Raw genomic sequence first — 20,108 nt, 5'->3', positions numbered from 1 at the left:
AAATGATAATGAATTTTTTATATAAAAAAAGAAATTACGTCCCACTTTTAGCTTTGATACTGGTTTCCTGTGCCGCCACAACTGGTGTGATTTCTAAAGGCGACGGAGTTTACACAATCAATGTCTATAGAGGTGATGAGGGCAAAGTAAAACTTCGGGCCTACCAACATGCCGAAAGGTTTTGTGCTGAAAATAATAAGTTAGGGATCAAGGTGGTGAAAGAGAACTTACGCGCTGATCCTAGCTCGCCAAACATGGGGATCATTGATCTCGATTTTAGATGTGAAGGTCAGGTATCTGATTACGGTAAAAGGTGGCTTCAGAAAAAATAATTAGTTTGTTTATGGGCCCAGAGTTACGTACGTATCACACCATTACAATCTTCGCTTAGACATGTAAATGTTTTAATACTGTCTTTTAGTCGGGGGCTAAAACATGCCCCCGTTAACACATATTACTTGTCTAGTGATATATGAGGCATCCTCACTTAATAAAAAACTAATGGTTGCCGCCACCTCTTCGGGCCTACCAACCCTTTGTGCTGGAACTGCCTTCAGTGCTACATCAAGGATTTCTTGGGTGACCATATCAGTGTCTATTAAGCCTGGCGCAACACAATTAACTGTGATATTGCGCTTGGCCAGCTCCATAGCTAAAGCCTTAGTTGCCCCAATTATTCCCGCTTTTGAGGCACTGTAATTCACCTGACCTCTATTACCTATTAGGCCAGATACTGATGAAATTGTAACTATCCTCCCCGGTTTTCGCGTTGAAACCATCGGCATCACCAACGGATGAAGTACATTATAAAAAGATCCAAGATTGGTATTTAAAACTACGTCCCATTCCGGATCCAGCATTGCAGGAAATGAATTATCTGCGGTCACTCCAGCATTACAAATAACGGCATAAGGTGGACCAAACTGAGACAAATACTCTTCTAAAGATATTTTTGTACTAACTCTATCAGCAACATCAAATTGTAAAAGAGAGGTTTTAGTCCCAAACTCATTTTCCATTAATTCAGCTGCTAATTTCAACTCGTCTGTTCGTGATCTACAGTGCAGAGCGAGATCGTATCCCTCTGATGCAAGTCTCCAGGCTATAGCCTTTCCAATTCCCCTACTGGCACCAGTAATTAAAGCAGTCTTATTTGGCTTCATTTAGATAAAAATATAGCATCATCCGTTGGCTCATAGAGTGTTATCGAGCCTTCGCAAATAAGGTCTCCAGATATAGTTTTGATTACGCCGTAAGCGTTTACCATTACCTGACCCTCAACAGCCGGATCAAGCTGTATTTCTATCCTTACCTTTTGACCTGGCATGAACTCAGAAACATGAGCAGTAAAACTCCTGCTGCCCAATAAAAATCCCAATGAAGCCTTATCAGTATTAGCTTGCTTTGTGAGTTTTGATAAGATTGCGGCCGACTGTGCCATCAACTCAATACCAACCCATGTACCGATGGGGGCGCTTGTAAAGGGGTAATCATCTTTGATGGTTGCCTCCACTACAACTGAAGAACTATTGTTCGACAAGAGTTTATCTACCAATACCATTGGAGACTTGTGAGGTAGCATTTGTTCCAAATCCACGATCATGGGCGCTCGAAAATTAGTGACGTATTATTTCCACCGAATGCAAAATTATTTGACATTACAACTTTTGGCGGATTTGAAAGTCTTGATAAAAGGTTGAGTTTGGGCAGCGCAGGATCCTGCACTTCATCCCAAACATGAGGCGGCAAATAACCATCGCTATCAAGAGTTAAACATGAAATAGCGGCCTCAATTGCCCCCGCGGCACCTAGACTGTGTCCTGTTAATGCCTTAGTAGAGCTCACGGCACACTCAAACCCCATCCTGGAAATTAATCTAGACTCCATAGAGTCGTTGTGGGTTGTACCGGTACCATGAAGATTGATATAAGCAACTTCACCACATTGCTTTTTGGCCATACTCAAAGCTGATTTAATGGCTATTTCACCGCCGACACCCTCGGGATCGGGTGCAGATATGTGATATCCGTCGGAACTCTCCCCCCATCCTGCAATAGAGACCATTCCAGGCTCGCGACTCAAGATAAAGAGTGCGCTACCCTCCCCGATATTAATTCCAGACCTATTTAATGAAAGCGGATTACAGCGATTCTCTGAGATCGATTCAATAGAGGTAAATCCTGCAATAGTAAATTTACACAGAGTATCCACCCCACCTGCTATAACCAAATCAACCATTCCGGATTTTAGCAATCTAGCCCCGCTAATAATTGCCTTAGCACTAGATGTACAAGCAGTTGAAATCCCATATGTGGGACCTAAAATGCCAAGTCTTTCTGCTAAAAAATTTGCCGGTGAACAAAATAATCTTTGAGCTAGATCAAAAGATGATGGAAATTTATTATTCTGTATGGCGTGAGGAAAGGCTTTTTCTTCATCAGATATTCCGGATGTACTCGAACCGATAATTACTGCAATTCGATTTTTTTCAACCCCTCTAGACAATTGAAAAAATCTATCTTCAATTTGATTGAAAGAGGCCAGTAGTAACTGATTATTTCTCGATTGGTGCTTAACCGGTGTGTTGGCCAATTCTGGTAACTCGCTAATAACTTGGCCTAAAAATATGGGTCTTCCAGGGCTATATTTATCTGTCTGACTCATACCGGGACTATTACTTGAAAAAAGATTTTTTCGCGTCTCATCAAGCCCAAATCCAAGAGGGCTAGTAATCCCATATTCACTAATGTAAATTGTCACTTTACTTCACTTATCACAAAACTTACCAAATATTTCGGATGCAATCTTTCGATAATAACTTGCTCATTCTTATCAAACATTTTTTTATATTTCACCCTAACGATTAACTGGCTATTGCAGTATATCTTTTGCCAATCGCCCTCTGTAAATATTGAGCATCCTTTTGGTAAACCAGTTTCAAATGCCTCTAAGATAACTAAAGTCAAAATAATATCGTCAATTACAAGTCTTTTAGGCAACAACTTGGGAAACCCGGATCCTGGACCCTCTGTAATTTGATTACCATCAAAGTAGAGAGTAAAGATACGGGTACCAAAAGATGACCCTATAACAGTTAAAACTTTATTGCGAATATCAACCACTAGATCCATGGCATATGAACCATCACCTCTAGTAATTTGCATTTGTACATCTAACGTTTTTTGTTTTCCAAGCACTTCCAAAATGTTAGTATTTGTGCTGTCAAGAAAAACGGATGAGCAGCTAGAAAGTAGGAATAAGGCTGCAAAACAAACAACAAAATTTTTTAGCCTACGCATGACTATGAGCCTGTCGTGCAAAGAAAAGTGCTAACAGCCAGGATAAAAATACGCCAAACAAAAGAGTAATCCCAAAACTATTAAGCGCAGGAATGCTACTGAATGATAGACTTCCAAATGAAATTACAGTCATTAAGGCCGCCACTGTAATTGAGAGTAATATCCTTTTATCGCCCGGATATTGTAGTAAAAAAATTCCGTAATCTGTACCCACCCCAAGCAAGAGCGCAAAAGCAATGACTGTTAATAACGATATTGGTTCGTTCAAGAAGGAAAGTATTGCCAATGTAATCAATGTTGCGAGCAATGGAGGGGTGATGGCCCGCCAAGAATTTTTCCCAAACCTTATAAACAAAATCAAAAAAGTTAACAGGTAACTAGCAGCGATTATTAGAGTAAATAAAGATCTGTATTTGCCGAATTCTTCAGAAACTTCTTGGGTTTTATTAACCCAAGATACTTCATTATCAGATAACTTAGCTAACACCTGAACTGCATTCGCAGTATTTAATCCGGTTAACAATACCACTGTAGATTTATTACCGTATTCTTTAGAGTCAAACCATAAGTAAGAGAGCTTCTGGTATATCGGCAAGCCTTGAAGATCGTCTATTATTAAAGGCGGGTCCACTTTAACCTGATCCTGAACCCAAGTTTGATTCATTCCAAATTCCTCGGCAATCAATCTAGAGGCAGCTTCTTTATTGTGGGATATGTAAGCTTTACTGGCTATCATTTGACTAGCAACCGAAGGAACGAACTGTGTAATTGCCTGGTACCCAGTTATTAATCCGTCGGCAATCAGCTTTTCTAGATCATTAGTAAGACGCTCAGTCCTCTGTAGAGTATTTTGTTCAGATGAGGTTGTAACAACAAAAAACTGTGAGGGGCTTGGAATACCCAAAATACTTGCTGCTTTTGATTGATCAAAAATAAGATTTTTATCTAAGTTTGCCATTGATCTTAGATCATCATCAATTTTAATTGTCTGCAATCCATATAACGAAAGAGCGGCCATAATGATAGATGCAAATACCTTGAATTTCTTGGAAAATCTAAACATGATCAATTGAATATGTTTAGCCAAACTAATACCCAATTGCTCTCCAAAATTCAGTCTATCAATATACGGGAAAAGTAAAATAACTGTTAGCCAAGCGGCAACTATTCCACTGACAGAAAAAATTGCCATCTGAGACAAAACTTCAAATGGAGTTGCTGTCATTAAAAGATAGCCCATTGCAGTAGTAGTGAGCGCCAAAAACATTCCTGGCATTAAATAACGCCGTCTTTCAAATGTGTCGCTGTGATTTCTAATAGACGCAGTCAGCCAATACAAGCAATAATCAGCAGACATGCCAATTAAGCTTGTACCAAATGCAATGGTCATTATGTATATTTTTGGATAGAGTAAGTAGCAAGCTAGGACTGCATATAAAAATGCAACCAAAATAGTTAAAAATACAATTCCTGCGGCATATAAACTTCTGAAAACAAAAAAGATCAAAACCAAAATCAAGATACCTGAGATTGAACCAATTATTGAAACATCCGTTTCAACAGACTTGGTGGTAGCTGAAGCAAAAAAAATGATTCCTGATTTCACCACTTCTAATCCTGGAAATTTCTCCTTCGTATCAGTAATAGCATTATCCAATTTATCAGCAAGGTAATTTTGAGAACGAATTGAGTTCACTGAATCACCAGCTGATAGGGAGATAACCGCAAAACTTCTACCTTGCCCCTCTACAACCAAACTATCTCCATATGGCCTAACCATGGTTACTTTTCCGAGCTTATATAACCAATCATTAAGAAGCCCAAATGGGTCATCCTTCCATGGAACTGTAGAGGCACCCAAAGAATAGGCCAAAGACTTAGACCTCTCGTACCAATAATTTGGTGGATTGGAATTCAACTTGGTAATATCTTCGGGTGTTAATAATCCTGATTTATGACTATTTAATTTAGCCAATAAGTCTGAGTAATTATCAAAAGTAGAGCTGGTAACTGGTAACCCTTTAATTAAATACCTAAAGTATTTTTCTGCCTCCAATGAGCGCTCAAGGCCGTTCGAACCTATAAGAATTAATATATTTTTTTCGCCACTTTTGCTTATGCGGTTAATAAATTCTTTTGAAGTTTGATTTCTTTCAGTGTTTGGTAGCAAAGAAAATATATTGCTATCAACATGACTGACAATATTTTTAAAACTAAAAACCACCCACACCAATAAACCCAGTGTGATACTAAGAAATCCTATGGCAAGGAATTTACCTAAATTGAATGACTTCATCATTAGTTAGGTTGGCTGCAGATCGAACATCGCTAAATTGAATTTCTGTTGAATCCCCTTCCTTTGATAAGAAAGTGATCCGGCTTATAGTCGTACCACCTGACATTAATATTTTTTTGAATGGCGTAGATGAAAATGACTTAGGCATGAGTTCAATTGTCCAACTATTAGAAGTAACCTCTCCTGAATAACTAAAGAGTCTTTCGAGAGAAATTATGTCACCCGAAAATACTGCTATAACTAACTCGTTGATATATCTAACTGATGGCTCACTTCGTGCATCAAGCGTCATCAGATTTCCACTCCTATTGTCAATCCTAATAGTTGACTTTGAAACTCTCAGTCTTTGATATATAGGTTTTTCAGTAATCCAGAGAACCCCCAGACTTTTATCAACAACAAAGTTACCTTCCGAGACAAGTTGTTTGCTTATTCCAGATATCACTTTTATTTGGGTAAATTTTCCGCGAACGGTTTGGGCAGATCCGACCATTCCTGAAATTTGATTCGGCAGCGAATTTGCGAGGGAATCACCGGAAAAGAAAACCAAACCAAACATCAGGAATCTACCAATTAAACTAACCATGATCCACACTTTGCCAAAATGGATAAAAATTAAACCACTGAAAAGGAGATCTTAAACATCCATCTCTAAGTAGATCTGCAAATCTTTGGGCGATTAATTCCGTGGGTTCTAGGTTACTCGGGTCACTAAAATCAGCAATCTTTTTGCAAGATATCTCGTAACGCCCATTAACTTTAATAGCCATTAGTGAAAGTAACTGGCATCTCAAGGTCTTTCCTAGCAAATAGGATCCAACAGGAAACTCAGCTTTGTATCCCAAAAAACTCAAGGGGATTGTATTGCCCCAGCTCAATGGGATCCTATCACCTGCAATTGCAATTAACCCGCCTTTTTGAATTTTTTCAGACAATAGCATTGCATCTTGCATTGAAAACTTTGATACCTGAATAATATTCAAACCACTATCTGGGTTGATATCTCTTAAGAGCTTATTAAACTTCTCGGCATGGGCGGTGTGTACCAAAACAATCAAATCTGTATTAGGACGAAATTTAGCGATCGCTCTACAAAAATCTAGATTACCCAAGTGCGACACCACAATAATTGCACCCTTATGATCTTCTAACAAATTGTCAAATTCATTTATTTGATTAACCGAATAATTAAGATCGTCAATCCTTCCACCCCAAATAATTAATTTATCTAGTATGCATTCAGCAAATGAATATATGTGTCTGTAAACATTTATCCATGATGAACTTGGGCTAGTCCCACCACTATATAGATAAAGTCGTTCTAAATAGTCGTATGACGACCTTCTCGCAACTTTTGCAAAAATAAAAAACCAAAGGGCAACGGGATACAAAATTAATTGGACTGGAAATCTGCCAAATAATTTATACACAAGAAAAAGTGATCTTATTCCTAAGGATGCAGATACCTCGTTTAAATTCGCCCAGTGAATCAAGACATAACCCTTCTCAAGAGTAATTTAGGCGAATTTAATAGCATTCCAAAAAATAATCTTATGTGGAGTTTCGCAATTAGGAAATTATCATTAAATAGTTGAAAGTGTGATACACCATCAATCGGATATCTAACGCTTACTGGCAACTGAACAATGTGTAGGTCAGCCCAAAAAGATCTTACTAATATTTCAATATCAAAATCCATCCGTTGACCGAAGTTATTGATAGAGTTAATAACGTTTAGAGTTTTTTCAAGTGGATAAATACGAAATCCGCACATCGAATCCCGAATTTCAAATGAGAGGGTATGAATCCAAACTAAAATATGTGTAGCGTATCTCCATAGCTTCCGATTGGTTGGAACTGAATCGTCATATACAGGCATACCTGAAATAATCCTGCCCGGATATTGATTACTCAATTTTAGTAATTCTGGAATTTTTTCTAGATCATGTTGCCCATCGGCATCCACCTGAAGCGCATATACATAACCCCTATTAAGCGCCTCACGCATACCAGCAATCACAGCCGCACCCTTTCCGCCATTAATCTCCCTTGTAACTACTGTCACATTAGGCAAACTTAACAAAGGCTTTAGGCTTAATTTAGACCTTTCATCACTACCATCATCCACGATGATGATATGTAGATTAAAAGCAGATAACCTATTAACTACATATCCAATGGTATCTGGATGGTTGTAAAAAGGTATTAATGCGCAGATGTTCATGCTCATTTAAATTTTAAGTTACCACTTGAGAAAATAGTATCTGTATTTCGATAAATGAACTTAATATTCTGTGAATCCACATTTTGTTCTAAGCTAAGATGCACTATCTGGTTGGGCTTAATAAATTGCTGAAATTTAACCTGAGACATGCCAATAAATGAAGCATGATTGCCAAAGTTCTCTTGTGAGTATTTGATAGCCCATTCAATTAAAGCAACCCCGGGAACTATAGGGAAACCATCAAAGTGCCCATTAAAACAAGCCAAAGATTTAGGCATATCTAGAACTAACTCTAGGGACAAACCCTCATTCCTTCTACTTACAATTATTGGAAACCTAAGACTTTCAGAAAATAAATCGCACAACATATTTTTGACAACCTTACCCATAGAATTTTGGGGTAACTCGTCTACAAATCTCCATCTTCTGGGGATTGCGATGGAATTTATCTTCCCTTTGAGGGAGTTCTTTAGTAGATTTATTAGCGATACCCTACCCTCTTTCAAAATAAGTCCAATACCCAAACGACTCAACTTAATTACACATCCCAACTGAGATCTTCTTCCGTTTCCAAGATCGTAGATATGACAATCAACCACAAGATCTGATTCTTTAATACAGTTAATGAGTTGGCTTATCGAGACCCTTGTCCCCTCGATTTTAAGAATACGATCCGCTCTTCCCAATATCTCAAAAGAGTCATCTATTTGACGAGCAAGATCTAAAGTTGAAAACCAATCATCGTTGGGGCAAAACTTAGACTTAATCTCTAAAATGGAATCTATAGGTTTTTTGAACTCAACGCCCTTTTGAAGGGTCCATCGGTTATCAGGTGACCTTCTCCAAGCTATATGACCTGTTTCGGAACTACCATATATATCGATAACTCCATTATTGGCGATCTTATTGATGGCTCTATATGTATCCTGGTCTAATAAGCTTCCTGCAGAAAAGATTGCTTTAATTCCTGGACTAATATTTTGATGCTGTATCTCGACTTCTAAAATGCTCCTCAAAAAAGATGGGCTAGTAACTAAAACTTGCGCCTCTAATGCTTTCAATTCATCAGAGCCTTTAATGGCCATCCTTGTGATCATTGAACCTCTGGAAATTGCCCAAAACAAAGAAAAGGGCATGCCAAAAAAATGATGGTGGCTCACTGATCTAACAAACGTAACATCTTTGGGTATTGAACTCCCAAATGTATACTCAAGTGCCTCAACCTCGTTTTCGAGCTGCCAAATTTTTTTATCAATTCTTATTGGGTCACCTGTAGATCCAGAGGTGAAGACTCCCAAAGCATCGAAATCTAATTCCAATTTACGAAATAACATATTCGAGGAGAGTATTTCTTCACCCCAATTAGAGAGGCAAGGATCATCAAATTCACCTATCTTGACCCACTTTGAAAAGAGTGAATTAGATGCAATCTTCATATCAACAGGAACAACTACTTTTCGCCCCTCTTGCCAAGCAGCAAGCAGCCAAACTAAAAACTTATATGCATCTGATTCATATAAAACAACATCTGGATCGCTGAACTCCTTAAAACAAGAGCGCGCTTTGGCTACATCTCTCTTTAAGTGAAAATACGTTACCCCATCATTAGTAATAAATACAGGATCATGGTTACACAATAGCAAATTTGAAAGTTTATTGCTAAGCATGCTTAATGAGCCTCTTTCGATAATGAAGCTCGCCAGCAAACATCAACCCCATTAAGATGTATGAAATTCCTCCGTTATATAAAGACCAATAGATTTTATCTTCAATAAATACTGTAAAAAGTGCAATAAATCCATTAAGCAAAAAAAATATAGTCCATGCAATAGTTACCTTACGCGCATAAGGAATCTGTTGGTCAGTGAATTGCGCCTCCTTAAGTCTCGCTATTTTTTCTATGATTGTTTGCTGGCCAAACAGACTAAAAATAAAAACTGCAAAAAGAATTAAATTAACTAGGACGGGATATAAATATACAAACTCTGCATTTTTCGACAAAAGAGATGCGGCACCAAGTACTATTGCCACTAAGGACAACGACTTACCCCAATATGGGTTTTTTTTAAAAAATATGAGCGGTACCAAGAATAAGCCAGCCATCCAAAAAGGAATATCCAGAAACTTGAATATCCAAACGGATAGTGGTAGCAATGCTGCAAATATGACATCCATTGACGCCCCTTAACCCCATGAATTTTTCAACTAAGTAATTAAATGTGGGCTCTGGTATTTATATTGTTCTATTTTCTGCTACAAATTTAGCTAGCGACGACACTGAATAAAAATGCTTACTTTCAATCTTAGTAATATTCGTCATCTTTATTCCATACTTCTTTTGAAGCGCCACACCAAGCTCCAATGCATCTATAGAATCCAATCCAAGGCCATCATCAAATAGAGAGTCCTCAGACTTAATATCCTCTGGAGAGTAATCCTCCAGATTTAAGCTACTAATAATTAATTCCTTGATCTCTTGTTCAAGACTGTTCATACACTCTAAACTCATGCGTAAAATGCTTTTCAAAATATTTTGTTAGTTTAGAAGCTCCAATTAACAAATCATCAGTAGTATTCACCGTGGTGGCAACATCAACTTCATTTAATACAGACACAGTTAATACAGGTTTTTTCAGGGGGACAGCATACCAACTTTGGTTCTTTCTAAGAAATGGTTCAGAAACAGATATTAGTACAGGAATGATATTAAATTTACCCTTAATTGCAATATAAGCAGCGCCATTCTTAAATGTAACTTGACCCAATACTTTTGTCCTGGTTCCCTCTGGGAATATTATCAAATTTTCACCAGCACTTATAGATTCTATAGATTTTCTTATTAACTCTGGGCCCTCAACATTTCGCATTAATCCTGCAATTTTTGCCAATCCGTACATACTGGGATTGTTAAACAAAGTGGATTTAATCACCCCGTTAGGGTTATCGATAATCGCAAATAATATGATTGCATCAATCAAGCTTGGGTGATTTGCCAAAATTAGACGCCCATTAGTCTTGAGGCGATCTATATTTTTCGTTCGCAAATCAACTATTCCAAGAATCTGAATTCCCCACAGGAAACTTTGAAAAGAAATTTTAAGAAGTAATTTTCCAAATTTTCGACGGGCTGGAGATTCTCTAGTTAAGAGCAGAACGGGAAGTAAGAGAACGGTAAGTGTTGTTCCGAAAACACCAAATATTGCAAAAGAGAGTCCTGTTGCAAAAATTCGCCAATAACGGTCAAACTTCAAACTCTTTCCAATCGCCAAGAGGTATTATCAATTGTAGTTTGATAGCTCAGCATATCAGAGATCAAGTATCTAAGAACGCTAAGATTGATAGAAATATTTGCTTCAGTAGTCTTGACTTCTTTTGCAACTGAAAAACTAAGAAAAAAATCTTTTGCTGGAATCAGATCAATGGCGTATGCAAATGCCTCGTGATAGAACTCGCAATACGGCCAATAAATTTCTGGTAGTGGTTCTTCGGCAACAATAATACGCACCCCTTTTTCACCATCAGCAAACAATCCAATAGCTTCTGTTAAGGCTGAAAATATGCCAGCATTTGATGACATTGCAATTACATTTGAATTTAGTTTCTTATCAATTGTGTAAAGGCTCGGAATCGAATTATGTACGGCCAAACTAAAAGATTGAGGAGATAGCTGTCCGGTTTCCGTTAATTCATTCAAGAGCTCATAACATCTCGTCGATTCGCCATGCTGACTGCAAAAAATGATTGGGGCTTGCTTTTGAGGAAGGTTAAGAATAGTTTCTAATGCCATTCCGCCAAGCTGCTTAAGGCGCCGACGATTAATGGGCTGTATACCTTCAATCTTTGGTTTCTCACTTCCAACTAAGGCAAATGGATTCTCAACCCAAGACAACCAATCACTAACAGTCTTTAGAGAGGGGCTCCAGGCGGCCCAAGATTCAATTCCAAAGTAAGAACGTTGGTCCATCTATACGGCGCTCATTACGTCGATTTGAAAACTAAAACTGCGTTACTACCCCCAAAGGCAAAGGAATTAGATATTGCAGCTTTGAGATCTGATTTATTGCTATCGCCAATCCTAATATGGCGAACCCCCTCACAAGAAGTATCAATATCCTTTAGGTTTGCCGTCGGCGGGACAATACTATTTTTTAGACATAGGACTGTGATTACTGCCTCTACAGCACCAGAGGCGCCCATAAGATGCCCGTGAGTAGATTTAGTTGAACTAACGGCTAATTCTTTAGCTTGACGTCCAAAAACGCTTCTAAGTGCCTCAATCTCACTAGGGTCACCCTCTATAGTCGCAGTTCCATGAGCATTTACATAACCAACATCCTTTGGCGGAATACCCGCATCTTCGAGAGCCAAAGAAATTGCAGCGGCCTGTCCACTTGAGTCGGGCTTGACTAAATTTACATGATCACAGTTTGCACCATATCCAGCAAGCTCTGCCAGGATTCGAGCACCCCGCAAAATTGCATGATCCCAATCTTCCAAAACAAGGGCGGCGGCGCCCTCCCCTAACACAAGACCCGAGCGACTTTTATCAAATGGACGACAAGCGCTTGGGGAGTTTTCTTCATTGCCTGGTGATAGAACCCGCATACCATCCCATGCTCGAATTACTCCATATATCAGGGGGGTATCAGAGCCACCAGTTACCATAATGTTTGCTTCGCCATTGCGAATTCGTTTATATGCCTCACCAATAGCCGCAGATGCTGATGAGCAAGCTACTGAATAGGTTAGTGACGAGTTACCTAAGCCTAGCTGAATTGCTATATGGGAAGAACACGCATTGTTCATTCCCATCACCACAGATAGAGGAGGTAATCGCTCTCTACCGTTAATCCACATTTCTCTTAGCCCTTGCTCATAAATTCTGGTCCCCCCTAATGCTGTACCCCAGGAAACACCCGCATTTGGCTTATGTGACCGATCGTGGACATTAAATCCAGCATTAGTCCATGCATCAAAAGCTGCGACTAAACCCATCTGGGAAAATCGATCCATTGAGATTGTTCTATGTTTTCCTAAAAGATCATCGCCTTTAAAGTCAGCACAATAAACAGCTGGTATTGATACTGGAACAGGGTCGCCCTTAGAAGCGAAATATCTGATGGATGACTCACCCCGAATGGTACGGGCAAAAAAATTGTTGATTGATTCATTAAGTGGATCAATCAATCCTACACCGGTAATGGCAACACGCCTCTTCATAATGGGAGAACCCCAGATCACTAAGGTTTTTGTATGTAGGGTTCGATAACAGCGAGCAACTCACCAATTGTCGATGGTCTGTCAGTGATGTCGGGAATTTTCACTTTGTATTTATCTTCAAAATCAAACATTAGCTCTATTTGCATTAATGAATCTATACCGAGATCCGCAAGAGAGGTATCGAGGGAAACTTTGGTCTTTTCGATACCCAGCCTTTCATGCAGCATATCTTTCAAAATATCCAGCAAACAAGAAGTGTCACTCATATCTAAAGCTTAACTTTTAAAATTTTTATAAGTATATGAATTAATTGCATATTAGTTAAAAGATGCTGTGGGTAGATATAAAGGAATACCCTATGTAAAGAAATTGTTATAAAAGATAGAATCATAATACTTAACATTTAATACCTAAGTGAACCTATGCAAAATTTATCAAAGTTAATTTGCTTTTCCCTTCTACCGTTACTTTTTGTTGGGTGCGCGACAAATAGAAGCTCTCTCGAGATTCAACCCCCAAAAAAAATCCAGGCTCAGTCCAATGGAAAACAAATTTATATTAATTCGGTAGTAGATAAACGGACCTTTCAAATAAGTCCTCCAAGTCCAGATATTCCTTCCCTCGATCCATCGGAAGACCAATCGGATCAAATTAAAGCAAGGGCTATTGGACGCAAAAGAAACGGTTTTGGGAAAGCGCTAGGGGATATTCTCTTAAAAGATGGGCAGACCGTTCAATCACTTACTGACAAATCAATCAAACAAGCTTTTGAAGAAAAAGGTTACACCGTAATCCAATCCAGCAACAATGTAAATAAGGATACTTTCATTGTTGATGCAAATATCAATAAATTTTGGGCCTGGATGAACCCTGGCTTCTGGCAGATAACGCTCAGTAGCGAAATTTCCACGGAGCTAATAATTAAAAGTCAAACCTCCCCAGCGGTAAAACAAATTAGTATTAGGGCTTCAGATGGATATCAGGTAGCAACGGAAAGCAATTGGACTGAAATTATTCAAAAATCTCTTCAACTTTACATTGATGAATTGAAAACCAAAATAGATTGATGCTCTTTTACTATTAGCCCCAATTGAAGACAATTAGGCCAGAAGTACCATGGGCGAAATCAGGGATTGGGTACATAAAATCAGACTGATGACCGGATTGATAAGCTTACAACGCCTTACCTACAAAGCTACCTAAAATAATTTTGGTAACAGTTTTGGTAACAAGGGTGTTGTTTCTTTACAAACCCTTATAAAACCAATTGACTTGGCGGAGACGAGAGGATTCGAACCTCCGATCCGTGTTTTAGCACAGATGCTCCCTTAGCAGGGGAGTGCCTTCGACCAGCTCGGCCACGTCTCCGTATTACATCAATACCGCTAGTTTACTTCTGATCCAATTCAAAGGCTTTATGGAGGGCTCTGACCGCGAGTTCCATGTATTTCTCATCAATCACGACTGAGATCTTAATCTCGCTCGTTGAGATCATCAAAATATTGATGCCCTCTTCCGATAAGGTTCTGAACATCTTACTGGCCACGCCAACGTGGGAGCGCATTCCTACACCCACTACTGATACCTTTGACACCTTGGGGTCACCCATGATGTCTTTGGCGCCAATATGTGCTTGCACACTCTTTTTTAGTAGATCAAGGGCTTTTTGATAATCAGCGCGTGGTACGGTAAATGTGAAATCCGTCTTACCTTCAACCGATTGGTTCTGAATAATCATGTCCACATCAATATTGGCTTCGGCAATGGGGCCTAAGATTTGATAGGCGATGCCAGGACGATCTGGTACATCAATCACAGTGATCTTGGCTTCATCGCGTGCAAATGCGATTCCTGAGATTACAGCGGCTTCCATGGTGGTGTCCTCTTCAAAGGTAATTAAAGTACCCGACTTCATTTCTTGATCAAGCGGAATTAGTGGATCGGTCAGCGATGACAACACACGGGTCTTCACTTTGTACTTACCAGCAAACTCCACCGAACGGATTTGCAAGACCTTGGAACCAAGGCTTGCCATTTCTAGCATCTCTTCAAAGGTGATGTGGTCTAAGCGACGCGCATCTTCACAAACGCGTGGGTCAGTGGTGTAAACACCATCCACATCGGTATAAATTAAGCACTCATCGGCCTTCAGAGCGGCAGCAACAGCAACCGCAGAAGTATCCGAACCGCCGCGCCCAAGTGTTGTCACATTACCTTGTGGGTCAACCCCTTGAAATCCAGTAATGACAACTGCTCGGCCTGCATCCAAATCCTTTTTGATCTTGGCATCATCAATGCCCATGATCCGTGCCTTGGTGTATGCCGAATCGGTATGCACCGTGACCTGCCAACCCGAATAACTCACTGCATTAATCCCCTGCTCTTGCAAAGCTATGGCTAATAGGCCAGAACTAACCTGCTCGCCGGTTGCTGCAATTTGATCAAGCTCTCTAGGGTTTGGGCTACTACTTAACTCTTTTGCCAGCCCTAACAGGCGGTTGGTCTCGCCCGACATGGCTGATGGCACTACCACCACTTGGTGACCTGCACGCATCCACTTCGCAACCCGTTTGGCCACATTTTGGATGCGTTCGATGGATCCCATCGAGGTGCCACCGTACTTATGAACAATTAAAGACATATTCGTTTTACTGAATTGCAAAACCTATGATTTTACAGGGTTTTGTTTTTCTTAATCCAAATAGGACCACTCAGGCCAAACGCGCTGACCCTCGGTCGTGAGGTGGGCAATGCTGACGCCCAGACCTTCAACCGCAATGAGCTCATCGTCCATAAACAAGAGTGGGATCTGCCGTTGCCAAGGAGGCACTCCTGCCTCTTGATAGAGATTTTTAAGACTTTTACTTGGAGTATTGGGTTTGATCTTCAGGCGCTCGCCACCAGTTCGGGGTCTGCCCTCAATGGTCTTGACCCGTTGACAGTAATCCCATGCAAGACCAGCTTGATTGGAGCTCTCAGGGATTGGCACAAAGATCCATTGACCCCGATTGGATGGCTGTGCGGACTCAATTCGTAAGGCATTGCGCCACGCTCGGATGTGATGACGATCATGCAACCATTCCAATTTAGCGCCAGCACGGAGAGACTTTAGGTCACGCCACCAAGATTGCAAACGCTCCGTTGAGGGCATCGCGAGTTGATTACGTTTGAGCCAATATCGCATCACATTCGTGGCTCGGGCTGGGTCTTGCTTATGGAGGGTCATCAATGGGGCAATACTGAGTTGATTGCGATTGATCCAAGTGCGCGCATCGTGCTGCGCAAGCTGATCCATCAAAACTTGGGACTGTGCCAACCATTGCGCACTGCGCGCCAGATTAGCAATCGCCCCGCCCTGGATTTGCTCAAGCTCAGGTAGGATTTTTTTACGGATTGCGTTACGGCGATACCGTGTATTTTGATTACTGGGATCCTCCACCCAAGACAACTTGTGTTGCTTGGCATAGATCTGCAATTGCGTACGGTCTTGCTCCAATAGAGGTCGCCATACTTGCACGGTTCTGCCATTGGGAGTTTGCAACTCTTTATGGGCAGGCATTCCTGCCAAACCTGCAGGCCCCGCACCTCGCAGAAGTTGCAAGAGCACGGTCTCGGCTTGATCGTGCTGATGGTGGGCAAACAACAAATGATCGAGTTGGTGTTGATCACACAGCCCAAGTAGTGCTTCGTAGCGCGCTTGGCGCGCATGGGCCTCAATGTTCGCAGTGATCGGCAAATGCACGAGTCGGAAATCAAAGTCAATGCGGTAGCGCTTGGCTAAGCGCTCACAAAATAGCAACCACTCATCCGCCTGAGTTTGTAATCCATGGTGCACATGAAGTGCATATACCGCGTCGTGGGGATAGACCTTACAGACCGCATCGAGCAGTACAACGGAATCGAGGCCCCCACTTAAGGCCACACCAATTCGTTTAGTTTGCGTCTTTGGCTTTGACTTCTTTGAACTGGCCATAACTCATGAACCGTTGATGACGGCGCTCGAGCAGTTCTTTCTCTGACAGGTCCTCGACCTCCGAAAGAGCGCGTGCCAGCGCCTTATTCATATTGGCCATCATGGCTTCGTAATCACGATGAGCAGCCCCAACGGGTTCTGGCACGATCGTATCAATCAATTGAAGATCTTTTAAACGCTGAGCGGTGAGTGCTAATTGTTCTGCAGCATCGGGGGCCTTCTCTGCAGTCTTCCATAGAATCGAAGCACATCCCTCGGGTGAGATCACGGAATACGTTGAGTATTGCAGCATCATGACGACATCACCCATCGCAATCGCCAGTGCACCCCCTGAACCACCTTCACCAATAATGGTCGTGATAATGGGCACTTTGAGTTCTGCTTGGGTGTAGAGGTTGTGCCCAATCGCTTCGGATTGATTGCGCTCTTCGGCATCAATCCCTGGAAATGCACCAGGGGTATCCACAAAGGTAAAAACCGGTAGGCCAAACTTCTCAGCAAGACGCATCAGTCGCATCGCCTTGCGATACCCTTCAGGACGACTCATTCCAAAATTACGCAATGCACGCTCTTTGGTATCGCGCCCTTTTTGATGACCGATCACCATGCAGGGTTTGCCGTTAAAGCGCGCAAGGCCGCCAATAATCGATTGATCATCGGCAAAAACGCGATCGCCATGCAACTCATGAAAGTCGGTAAATAAGGCTTGGATGTAGTCGAGTGTGTAGGGGCGCTGTGGATGGCGGGCAACCTGAGAGACCTGCCATGGCGTTAAGCCCTCGTAGATCTCTTTGGTGAGCAGTTGGCTTTTTTCTGAAAGTGTCTTGAGCTCGCTTGAGATATCCACCGAAGATTCGTCTTGCACGTAGCGGAGTTCTTCGATTTTGGTCTCAAGCTCTGCAACCGCTTGCTCAAAGTCTAGGAAAGTAGTCTTCATGGCCTAATTTTATGTGCTTTTTGGGTTTACCCCAAAAATCAGTACTCAACGGGAATTGGGTCAATACTGCGCCACATATACCAGGTAGCCACCGTGCGCCATGGTGCCCAATTGGCTGCCACCTCGCGGGCCTCATGACGAGTGACGGGTTCGCCACTGAAATAATTGATCGAGATCGCCCGAATCAGCCCAATATCGTCCAGTGGCAGTACATTGGGACGCATTAGATTAAAGATCAAAAACATCTCGGCGGTCCAACGCCCAATCCCCCGAATTGCACTCAACTCCTTAATGAGCTCCTCATCATCCATTTTGGGCCAGCGCTCGGTTTGTAAGCGTCCATGATGAAAGTGATCGGCGAGGTCGCGGATGTACTCGACTTTGCGCGTGGATAGACCCGATGCACGTAAGGCGTCATGCTTTGTATCAAGAACACGTTTGGGGGTCACCTCGTTGCCTAGGGTCTCTAAGGTTCGGTTCCATACCGATTGCGCAGCAGCAACTGAGATTTGTTGTCCAACGATCGAGCGTGCGAGCGTTGTGAACGCATCGCCTCGGCTTCCTAAGATACCGTCATCGTACTTGGGAATGAGTTTTCTTAAGATGCGGTCTTGCTTCATGAGCTCCGCACACGCCTCTTCCCAGTAGCTTGGTTTTTTGGTTCGTGATTTTGGCATTAGGCGCGTCGCCAGCTGGTTTGACCACCGGGCTTATCTTCCAAAATAACACCCTCTTCGAACAATTGCTGACGAATTGCATCTGCAGCGGCAAAGTTCTTGGCTGCTTTAGCGGCTTGGCGTGCTGCAATTTGCGCTTCAATTTGCTCTGGGCTTAAGCCTACTTTAGGCGTTCCACTTTGCAAGAACTGTTGGGGCGACTGATAAAGGAGTCCGATCGTGTTGCTTAGATGATAGAGGGTATTGAGTAACTCTTCTTTGCGTCCCGTATCATGGGTTTTATGGATCTCGGTCACCAACTCGAATAACACGGCTATCGCATCCGGTGTATTGAAGTCATCGTTCATCGCTTGGGCAAAGCGGTCATTCCAGGCAGGGTCAACCTGGTTGCTTTGAATGGCTGGCAGTTCGCTAAGCTCACTAAGCGCGGTATACAAACGGGTGAGCCCAGTGCGGGCTTCTTCTAACTGACTATCGGAGTAATTAATGGGGCTACGGTAGTGAGCCTTGAGCATAAAGAAGCGCACCACCTCGGGATCAAACTGGGCTAAGACATCTTTGATCAAGAAAAAATTACCCAAAGACTTCGACATCTTCTCGTGGTTCACACGGATATGGCCGTTATGCATCCAATACCGCACAACAGGTTGATCAATCGAGCCCGATCCATACATGGCACCCTCACTTTGCGCGATCTCATTCTCATGATGAGGAAACTGCAAATCCGCCCCACCACCATGAATATCAAAATGCTGTCCCAATAACTCGCAGGACATTGCTGAGCACTCAATATGCCAACCGGGTCGACCCTCGCCCCATGGGGAGGCCCACCGGGTGTCAGCAGGTTCTTCGGTCTTTGCGGATTTCCAGAGCACAAAATCGAGTGGGTCGCGCTTGCTACCACTAATGGCAACCCGCTCACCAGCTTGTAACTCATCAATGGATTTACCGGATAACTTGCCATAGCTGGGGAACTGTCGAACCGCATAGTTGACATCGCCATCATCGGCTTGATAAGCCATCTCACGCTCCATGAGACGACCAATCATTCCTTGCATCTGGGCAATGTAGTCAGTAGCGCGTGGTTCGTGATCGGGTGGCAAGAGCATGAGGGTTTTGGCATCGGCATGCATCGCATCGATGAAACGCTGGGTCAGTGCTGCAATGGGTTCTTGGTTCTCAAGCGCACGCGTAATAATCTTGTCATCAATATCGGTGATGTTACGAACGTAGTTCACGTCATAGCCACTGGCTCGCAGCCAACGCACCACCATATCAAATACGATCATGACCCGAGCATGCCCCAAATGGCAGTAGTCATAAACGGTCATGCCACACACATACATCCGCACCTTCCCTGGTTCGATCGGTTTGAAGACCTCTTTAGTTCTTGTCAGGGTGTTGTAAATCGACAGCATGGTCAGTGGTTGATAGAGCGGGGATCGAAAGGTGTTGAGTGAACGGCACACGAATTTGTTAGAC

Annotated in this window: 22 protein-coding genes and 1 tRNA gene; 2 read left to right on the top strand and 21 right to left on the bottom strand. The window is 42.0% G+C overall.

Annotated features, from left to right (window positions below; translation table 11 throughout):
* Nucleotides 1-8: 8 nt before the first annotated feature.
* Entirely contained in the window at nt 9-332 is a 324-nt protein-coding gene (locus QUE65_RS04390; protein WP_286282160.1) for a hypothetical protein, read from the top strand.
* A 96-nt stretch (nt 333-428) separates the two neighbouring features.
* Here the strand turns inward: QUE65_RS04390 and fabG are convergent, their stop codons facing one another.
* The 15 genes from fabG to QUE65_RS04315 are packed head-to-tail and all read right to left on the bottom strand — an operon-like array spanning nt 429 to nt 13,305.
* A complete protein-coding gene (gene fabG / locus QUE65_RS04385; protein ID WP_286282158.1) occupies nt 429-1,163 on the bottom strand; it encodes a 3-oxoacyl-ACP reductase FabG in 735 nt (244 codons plus the stop codon).
* Nucleotides 1,160-1,603, bottom strand: coding sequence for an ApeP family dehydratase (locus tag QUE65_RS04380; RefSeq protein WP_286282157.1), 444 nt, complete (start codon nt 1,601-1,603; stop codon nt 1,160-1,162). Before QUE65_RS04380 ends, fabG begins: the two co-directional genes overlap by 4 nt.
* Nucleotides 1,600-2,760 (bottom strand): beta-ketoacyl-ACP synthase, encoded by a 1,161-nt coding sequence (locus QUE65_RS04375; RefSeq protein WP_286282156.1) that lies wholly within the window; start codon nt 2,758-2,760, stop codon nt 1,600-1,602. Before QUE65_RS04375 ends, QUE65_RS04380 begins: the two co-directional genes overlap by 4 nt.
* The gene (locus QUE65_RS04370) at nt 2,757-3,299 is read right to left on the bottom strand and encodes a DUF3261 domain-containing protein (RefSeq protein ID WP_286282155.1); all 543 of its coding nucleotides are present in this window, start codon (nt 3,297-3,299) and stop codon (nt 2,757-2,759) included. Before QUE65_RS04370 ends, QUE65_RS04375 begins: the two co-directional genes overlap by 4 nt.
* Entirely contained in the window at nt 3,292-5,598 is a 2,307-nt protein-coding gene (locus tag QUE65_RS04365) for an MMPL family transporter (RefSeq protein ID WP_286282154.1), read from the bottom strand. Before QUE65_RS04365 ends, QUE65_RS04370 begins: the two co-directional genes overlap by 8 nt.
* Entirely contained in the window at nt 5,573-6,181 is a 609-nt protein-coding gene (locus QUE65_RS04360; protein WP_286282152.1) for an outer membrane lipoprotein carrier protein LolA, read from the bottom strand. Before QUE65_RS04360 ends, QUE65_RS04365 begins: the two co-directional genes overlap by 26 nt.
* Nucleotides 6,174-7,088, bottom strand: a complete 915-nt coding sequence (locus QUE65_RS04355) for a hypothetical protein (RefSeq protein ID WP_286282150.1) — start codon at nt 7,086-7,088, stop codon at nt 6,174-6,176. The genes QUE65_RS04360 and QUE65_RS04355 overlap by 8 nt, the downstream gene beginning before the upstream one ends.
* Nucleotides 7,085-7,825 (bottom strand): glycosyltransferase family 2 protein, encoded by a 741-nt coding sequence (locus QUE65_RS04350; protein WP_286282149.1) that lies wholly within the window; start codon nt 7,823-7,825, stop codon nt 7,085-7,087. The genes QUE65_RS04355 and QUE65_RS04350 overlap by 4 nt, the downstream gene beginning before the upstream one ends.
* Nucleotides 7,822-9,486: an ApeI family dehydratase gene (locus tag QUE65_RS04345; RefSeq protein WP_286282148.1), complete on the bottom strand. Its 1,665-nt coding sequence runs from the start codon at nt 9,484-9,486 to the stop codon at nt 7,822-7,824. Before QUE65_RS04345 ends, QUE65_RS04350 begins: the two co-directional genes overlap by 4 nt.
* Nucleotides 9,479-9,994: a COG4648 family protein gene (locus QUE65_RS04340; protein ID WP_286282147.1), complete on the bottom strand. Its 516-nt coding sequence runs from the start codon at nt 9,992-9,994 to the stop codon at nt 9,479-9,481. The genes QUE65_RS04345 and QUE65_RS04340 overlap by 8 nt, the downstream gene beginning before the upstream one ends.
* A 58-nt stretch (nt 9,995-10,052) precedes the next feature.
* Nucleotides 10,053-10,313 (bottom strand): phosphopantetheine-binding protein, encoded by a 261-nt coding sequence (locus tag QUE65_RS04335; protein WP_286282146.1) that lies wholly within the window; start codon nt 10,311-10,313, stop codon nt 10,053-10,055.
* Complete coding sequence (locus QUE65_RS04330) at nt 10,300-11,088, bottom strand: lysophospholipid acyltransferase family protein (protein ID WP_286282143.1); 789 nt, start codon at nt 11,086-11,088, stop codon at nt 10,300-10,302. The genes QUE65_RS04335 and QUE65_RS04330 overlap by 14 nt, the downstream gene beginning before the upstream one ends.
* A complete protein-coding gene (locus QUE65_RS04325) occupies nt 11,067-11,783 on the bottom strand; it encodes a beta-ketoacyl synthase chain length factor (RefSeq protein WP_286282141.1) in 717 nt (238 codons plus the stop codon). Before QUE65_RS04325 ends, QUE65_RS04330 begins: the two co-directional genes overlap by 22 nt.
* A 14-nt stretch (nt 11,784-11,797) precedes the next feature.
* The gene (locus QUE65_RS04320) at nt 11,798-13,039 is read right to left on the bottom strand and encodes a beta-ketoacyl-[acyl-carrier-protein] synthase family protein (RefSeq protein WP_286282139.1); all 1,242 of its coding nucleotides are present in this window, start codon (nt 13,037-13,039) and stop codon (nt 11,798-11,800) included.
* A 20-nt stretch (nt 13,040-13,059) separates the two neighbouring features.
* Nucleotides 13,060-13,305, bottom strand: coding sequence for an acyl carrier protein (locus QUE65_RS04315; RefSeq protein ID WP_286282138.1), 246 nt, complete (start codon nt 13,303-13,305; stop codon nt 13,060-13,062).
* Between the two features lie 156 nt (nt 13,306-13,461).
* Between QUE65_RS04315 and QUE65_RS04310 the strand changes: the two genes are divergently transcribed.
* Nucleotides 13,462-14,106 (top strand): YajG family lipoprotein, encoded by a 645-nt coding sequence (locus tag QUE65_RS04310; RefSeq protein WP_286282136.1) that lies wholly within the window; start codon nt 13,462-13,464, stop codon nt 14,104-14,106.
* Nucleotides 14,107-14,312: 206 nt separating this feature from the next.
* Here the strand turns inward: QUE65_RS04310 and QUE65_RS04305 are convergent.
* The 6 genes from QUE65_RS04305 to cysS form a co-directional block, all read right to left on the bottom strand.
* Nucleotides 14,313-14,407 (bottom strand) — tRNA-Ser (locus tag QUE65_RS04305).
* A 22-nt stretch (nt 14,408-14,429) separates the two neighbouring features.
* Nucleotides 14,430-15,680, bottom strand: a complete 1,251-nt coding sequence (locus QUE65_RS04300) for an aspartate kinase (protein ID WP_286282134.1) — start codon at nt 15,678-15,680, stop codon at nt 14,430-14,432.
* 51 nt (nt 15,681-15,731) lie between these two features.
* Nucleotides 15,732-17,012: a tRNA lysidine(34) synthetase TilS gene (gene tilS / locus QUE65_RS04295; protein ID WP_286282133.1), complete on the bottom strand. Its 1,281-nt coding sequence runs from the start codon at nt 17,010-17,012 to the stop codon at nt 15,732-15,734.
* Nucleotides 16,972-17,949: an acetyl-CoA carboxylase carboxyltransferase subunit alpha gene (locus QUE65_RS04290; RefSeq protein WP_286282131.1), complete on the bottom strand. Its 978-nt coding sequence runs from the start codon at nt 17,947-17,949 to the stop codon at nt 16,972-16,974. The genes tilS and QUE65_RS04290 overlap by 41 nt, the downstream gene beginning before the upstream one ends.
* Nucleotides 17,950-17,987: 38 nt before the next feature.
* Nucleotides 17,988-18,626, bottom strand: a complete 639-nt coding sequence (locus tag QUE65_RS04285) for a DNA-3-methyladenine glycosylase family protein (RefSeq protein WP_215372203.1) — start codon at nt 18,624-18,626, stop codon at nt 17,988-17,990.
* Nucleotides 18,626-20,044, bottom strand: a complete 1,419-nt coding sequence (cysS, locus tag QUE65_RS04280; RefSeq protein ID WP_286282429.1) for a cysteine--tRNA ligase — start codon at nt 20,042-20,044, stop codon at nt 18,626-18,628. The genes QUE65_RS04285 and cysS overlap by 1 nt, the downstream gene beginning before the upstream one ends.
* Between the last annotated feature and the right edge of the window lie 64 nt (nt 20,045-20,108).

The sequence above is a fragment of the Polynucleobacter sp. HIN8 genome (assembly GCF_030297615.1).
Lineage (GTDB): Bacteria > Pseudomonadota > Gammaproteobacteria > Burkholderiales > Burkholderiaceae > Polynucleobacter.
Note: the sequence above shows the minus strand (reverse complement) of the source record. Positions and strands in the feature narration are given on the sequence as shown.

What these genes read in the sequence shown, in the direction of transcription:
- QUE65_RS04340 (WP_286282147.1), bottom strand. Translation starts at nt 9,994, where the DNA reads ATGGATGTCATATTTGCAGCATTGCTACCACTATCCGTTTGGATATTC.
- cysS (WP_286282429.1), bottom strand. Translation starts at nt 20,044, where the DNA reads ATGCTGTCGATTTACAACACCCTGACAAGAACTAAAGAGGTCTTCAAA.
- QUE65_RS04350 (WP_286282149.1), bottom strand. Translation starts at nt 7,825, where the DNA reads ATGAGCATGAACATCTGCGCATTAATACCTTTTTACAACCATCCAGAT.
- QUE65_RS04315 (WP_286282138.1), bottom strand. Translation starts at nt 13,305, where the DNA reads ATGAGTGACACTTCTTGTTTGCTGGATATTTTGAAAGATATGCTGCAT.
- QUE65_RS04380 (WP_286282157.1), bottom strand. Translation starts at nt 1,603, where the DNA reads ATGATCGTGGATTTGGAACAAATGCTACCTCACAAGTCTCCAATGGTA.
- QUE65_RS04365 (WP_286282154.1), bottom strand. Translation starts at nt 5,598, where the DNA reads ATGATGAAGTCATTCAATTTAGGTAAATTCCTTGCCATAGGATTTCTT.
- QUE65_RS04325 (WP_286282141.1), bottom strand. Translation starts at nt 11,783, where the DNA reads ATGGACCAACGTTCTTACTTTGGAATTGAATCTTGGGCCGCCTGGAGC.
- QUE65_RS04300 (WP_286282134.1), bottom strand. Translation starts at nt 15,680, where the DNA reads ATGTCTTTAATTGTTCATAAGTACGGTGGCACCTCGATGGGATCCATC.
- QUE65_RS04290 (WP_286282131.1), bottom strand. Translation starts at nt 17,949, where the DNA reads ATGAAGACTACTTTCCTAGACTTTGAGCAAGCGGTTGCAGAGCTTGAG.
- QUE65_RS04310 (WP_286282136.1), top strand. Translation starts at nt 13,462, where the DNA reads ATGCAAAATTTATCAAAGTTAATTTGCTTTTCCCTTCTACCGTTACTT.
- QUE65_RS04345 (WP_286282148.1), bottom strand. Translation starts at nt 9,486, where the DNA reads ATGCTTAGCAATAAACTTTCAAATTTGCTATTGTGTAACCATGATCCT.
- fabG (WP_286282158.1), bottom strand. Translation starts at nt 1,163, where the DNA reads ATGAAGCCAAATAAGACTGCTTTAATTACTGGTGCCAGTAGGGGAATT.
- QUE65_RS04285 (WP_215372203.1), bottom strand. Translation starts at nt 18,626, where the DNA reads ATGCCAAAATCACGAACCAAAAAACCAAGCTACTGGGAAGAGGCGTGT.
- QUE65_RS04320 (WP_286282139.1), bottom strand. Translation starts at nt 13,039, where the DNA reads ATGAAGAGGCGTGTTGCCATTACCGGTGTAGGATTGATTGATCCACTT.
- QUE65_RS04370 (WP_286282155.1), bottom strand. Translation starts at nt 3,299, where the DNA reads ATGCGTAGGCTAAAAAATTTTGTTGTTTGTTTTGCAGCCTTATTCCTA.
- QUE65_RS04335 (WP_286282146.1), bottom strand. Translation starts at nt 10,313, where the DNA reads ATGAACAGTCTTGAACAAGAGATCAAGGAATTAATTATTAGTAGCTTA.
- tilS (WP_286282133.1), bottom strand. Translation starts at nt 17,012, where the DNA reads ATGGCCAGTTCAAAGAAGTCAAAGCCAAAGACGCAAACTAAACGAATT.
- QUE65_RS04390 (WP_286282160.1), top strand. Translation starts at nt 9, where the DNA reads ATGAATTTTTTATATAAAAAAAGAAATTACGTCCCACTTTTAGCTTTG.
- QUE65_RS04360 (WP_286282152.1), bottom strand. Translation starts at nt 6,181, where the DNA reads ATGGTTAGTTTAATTGGTAGATTCCTGATGTTTGGTTTGGTTTTCTTT.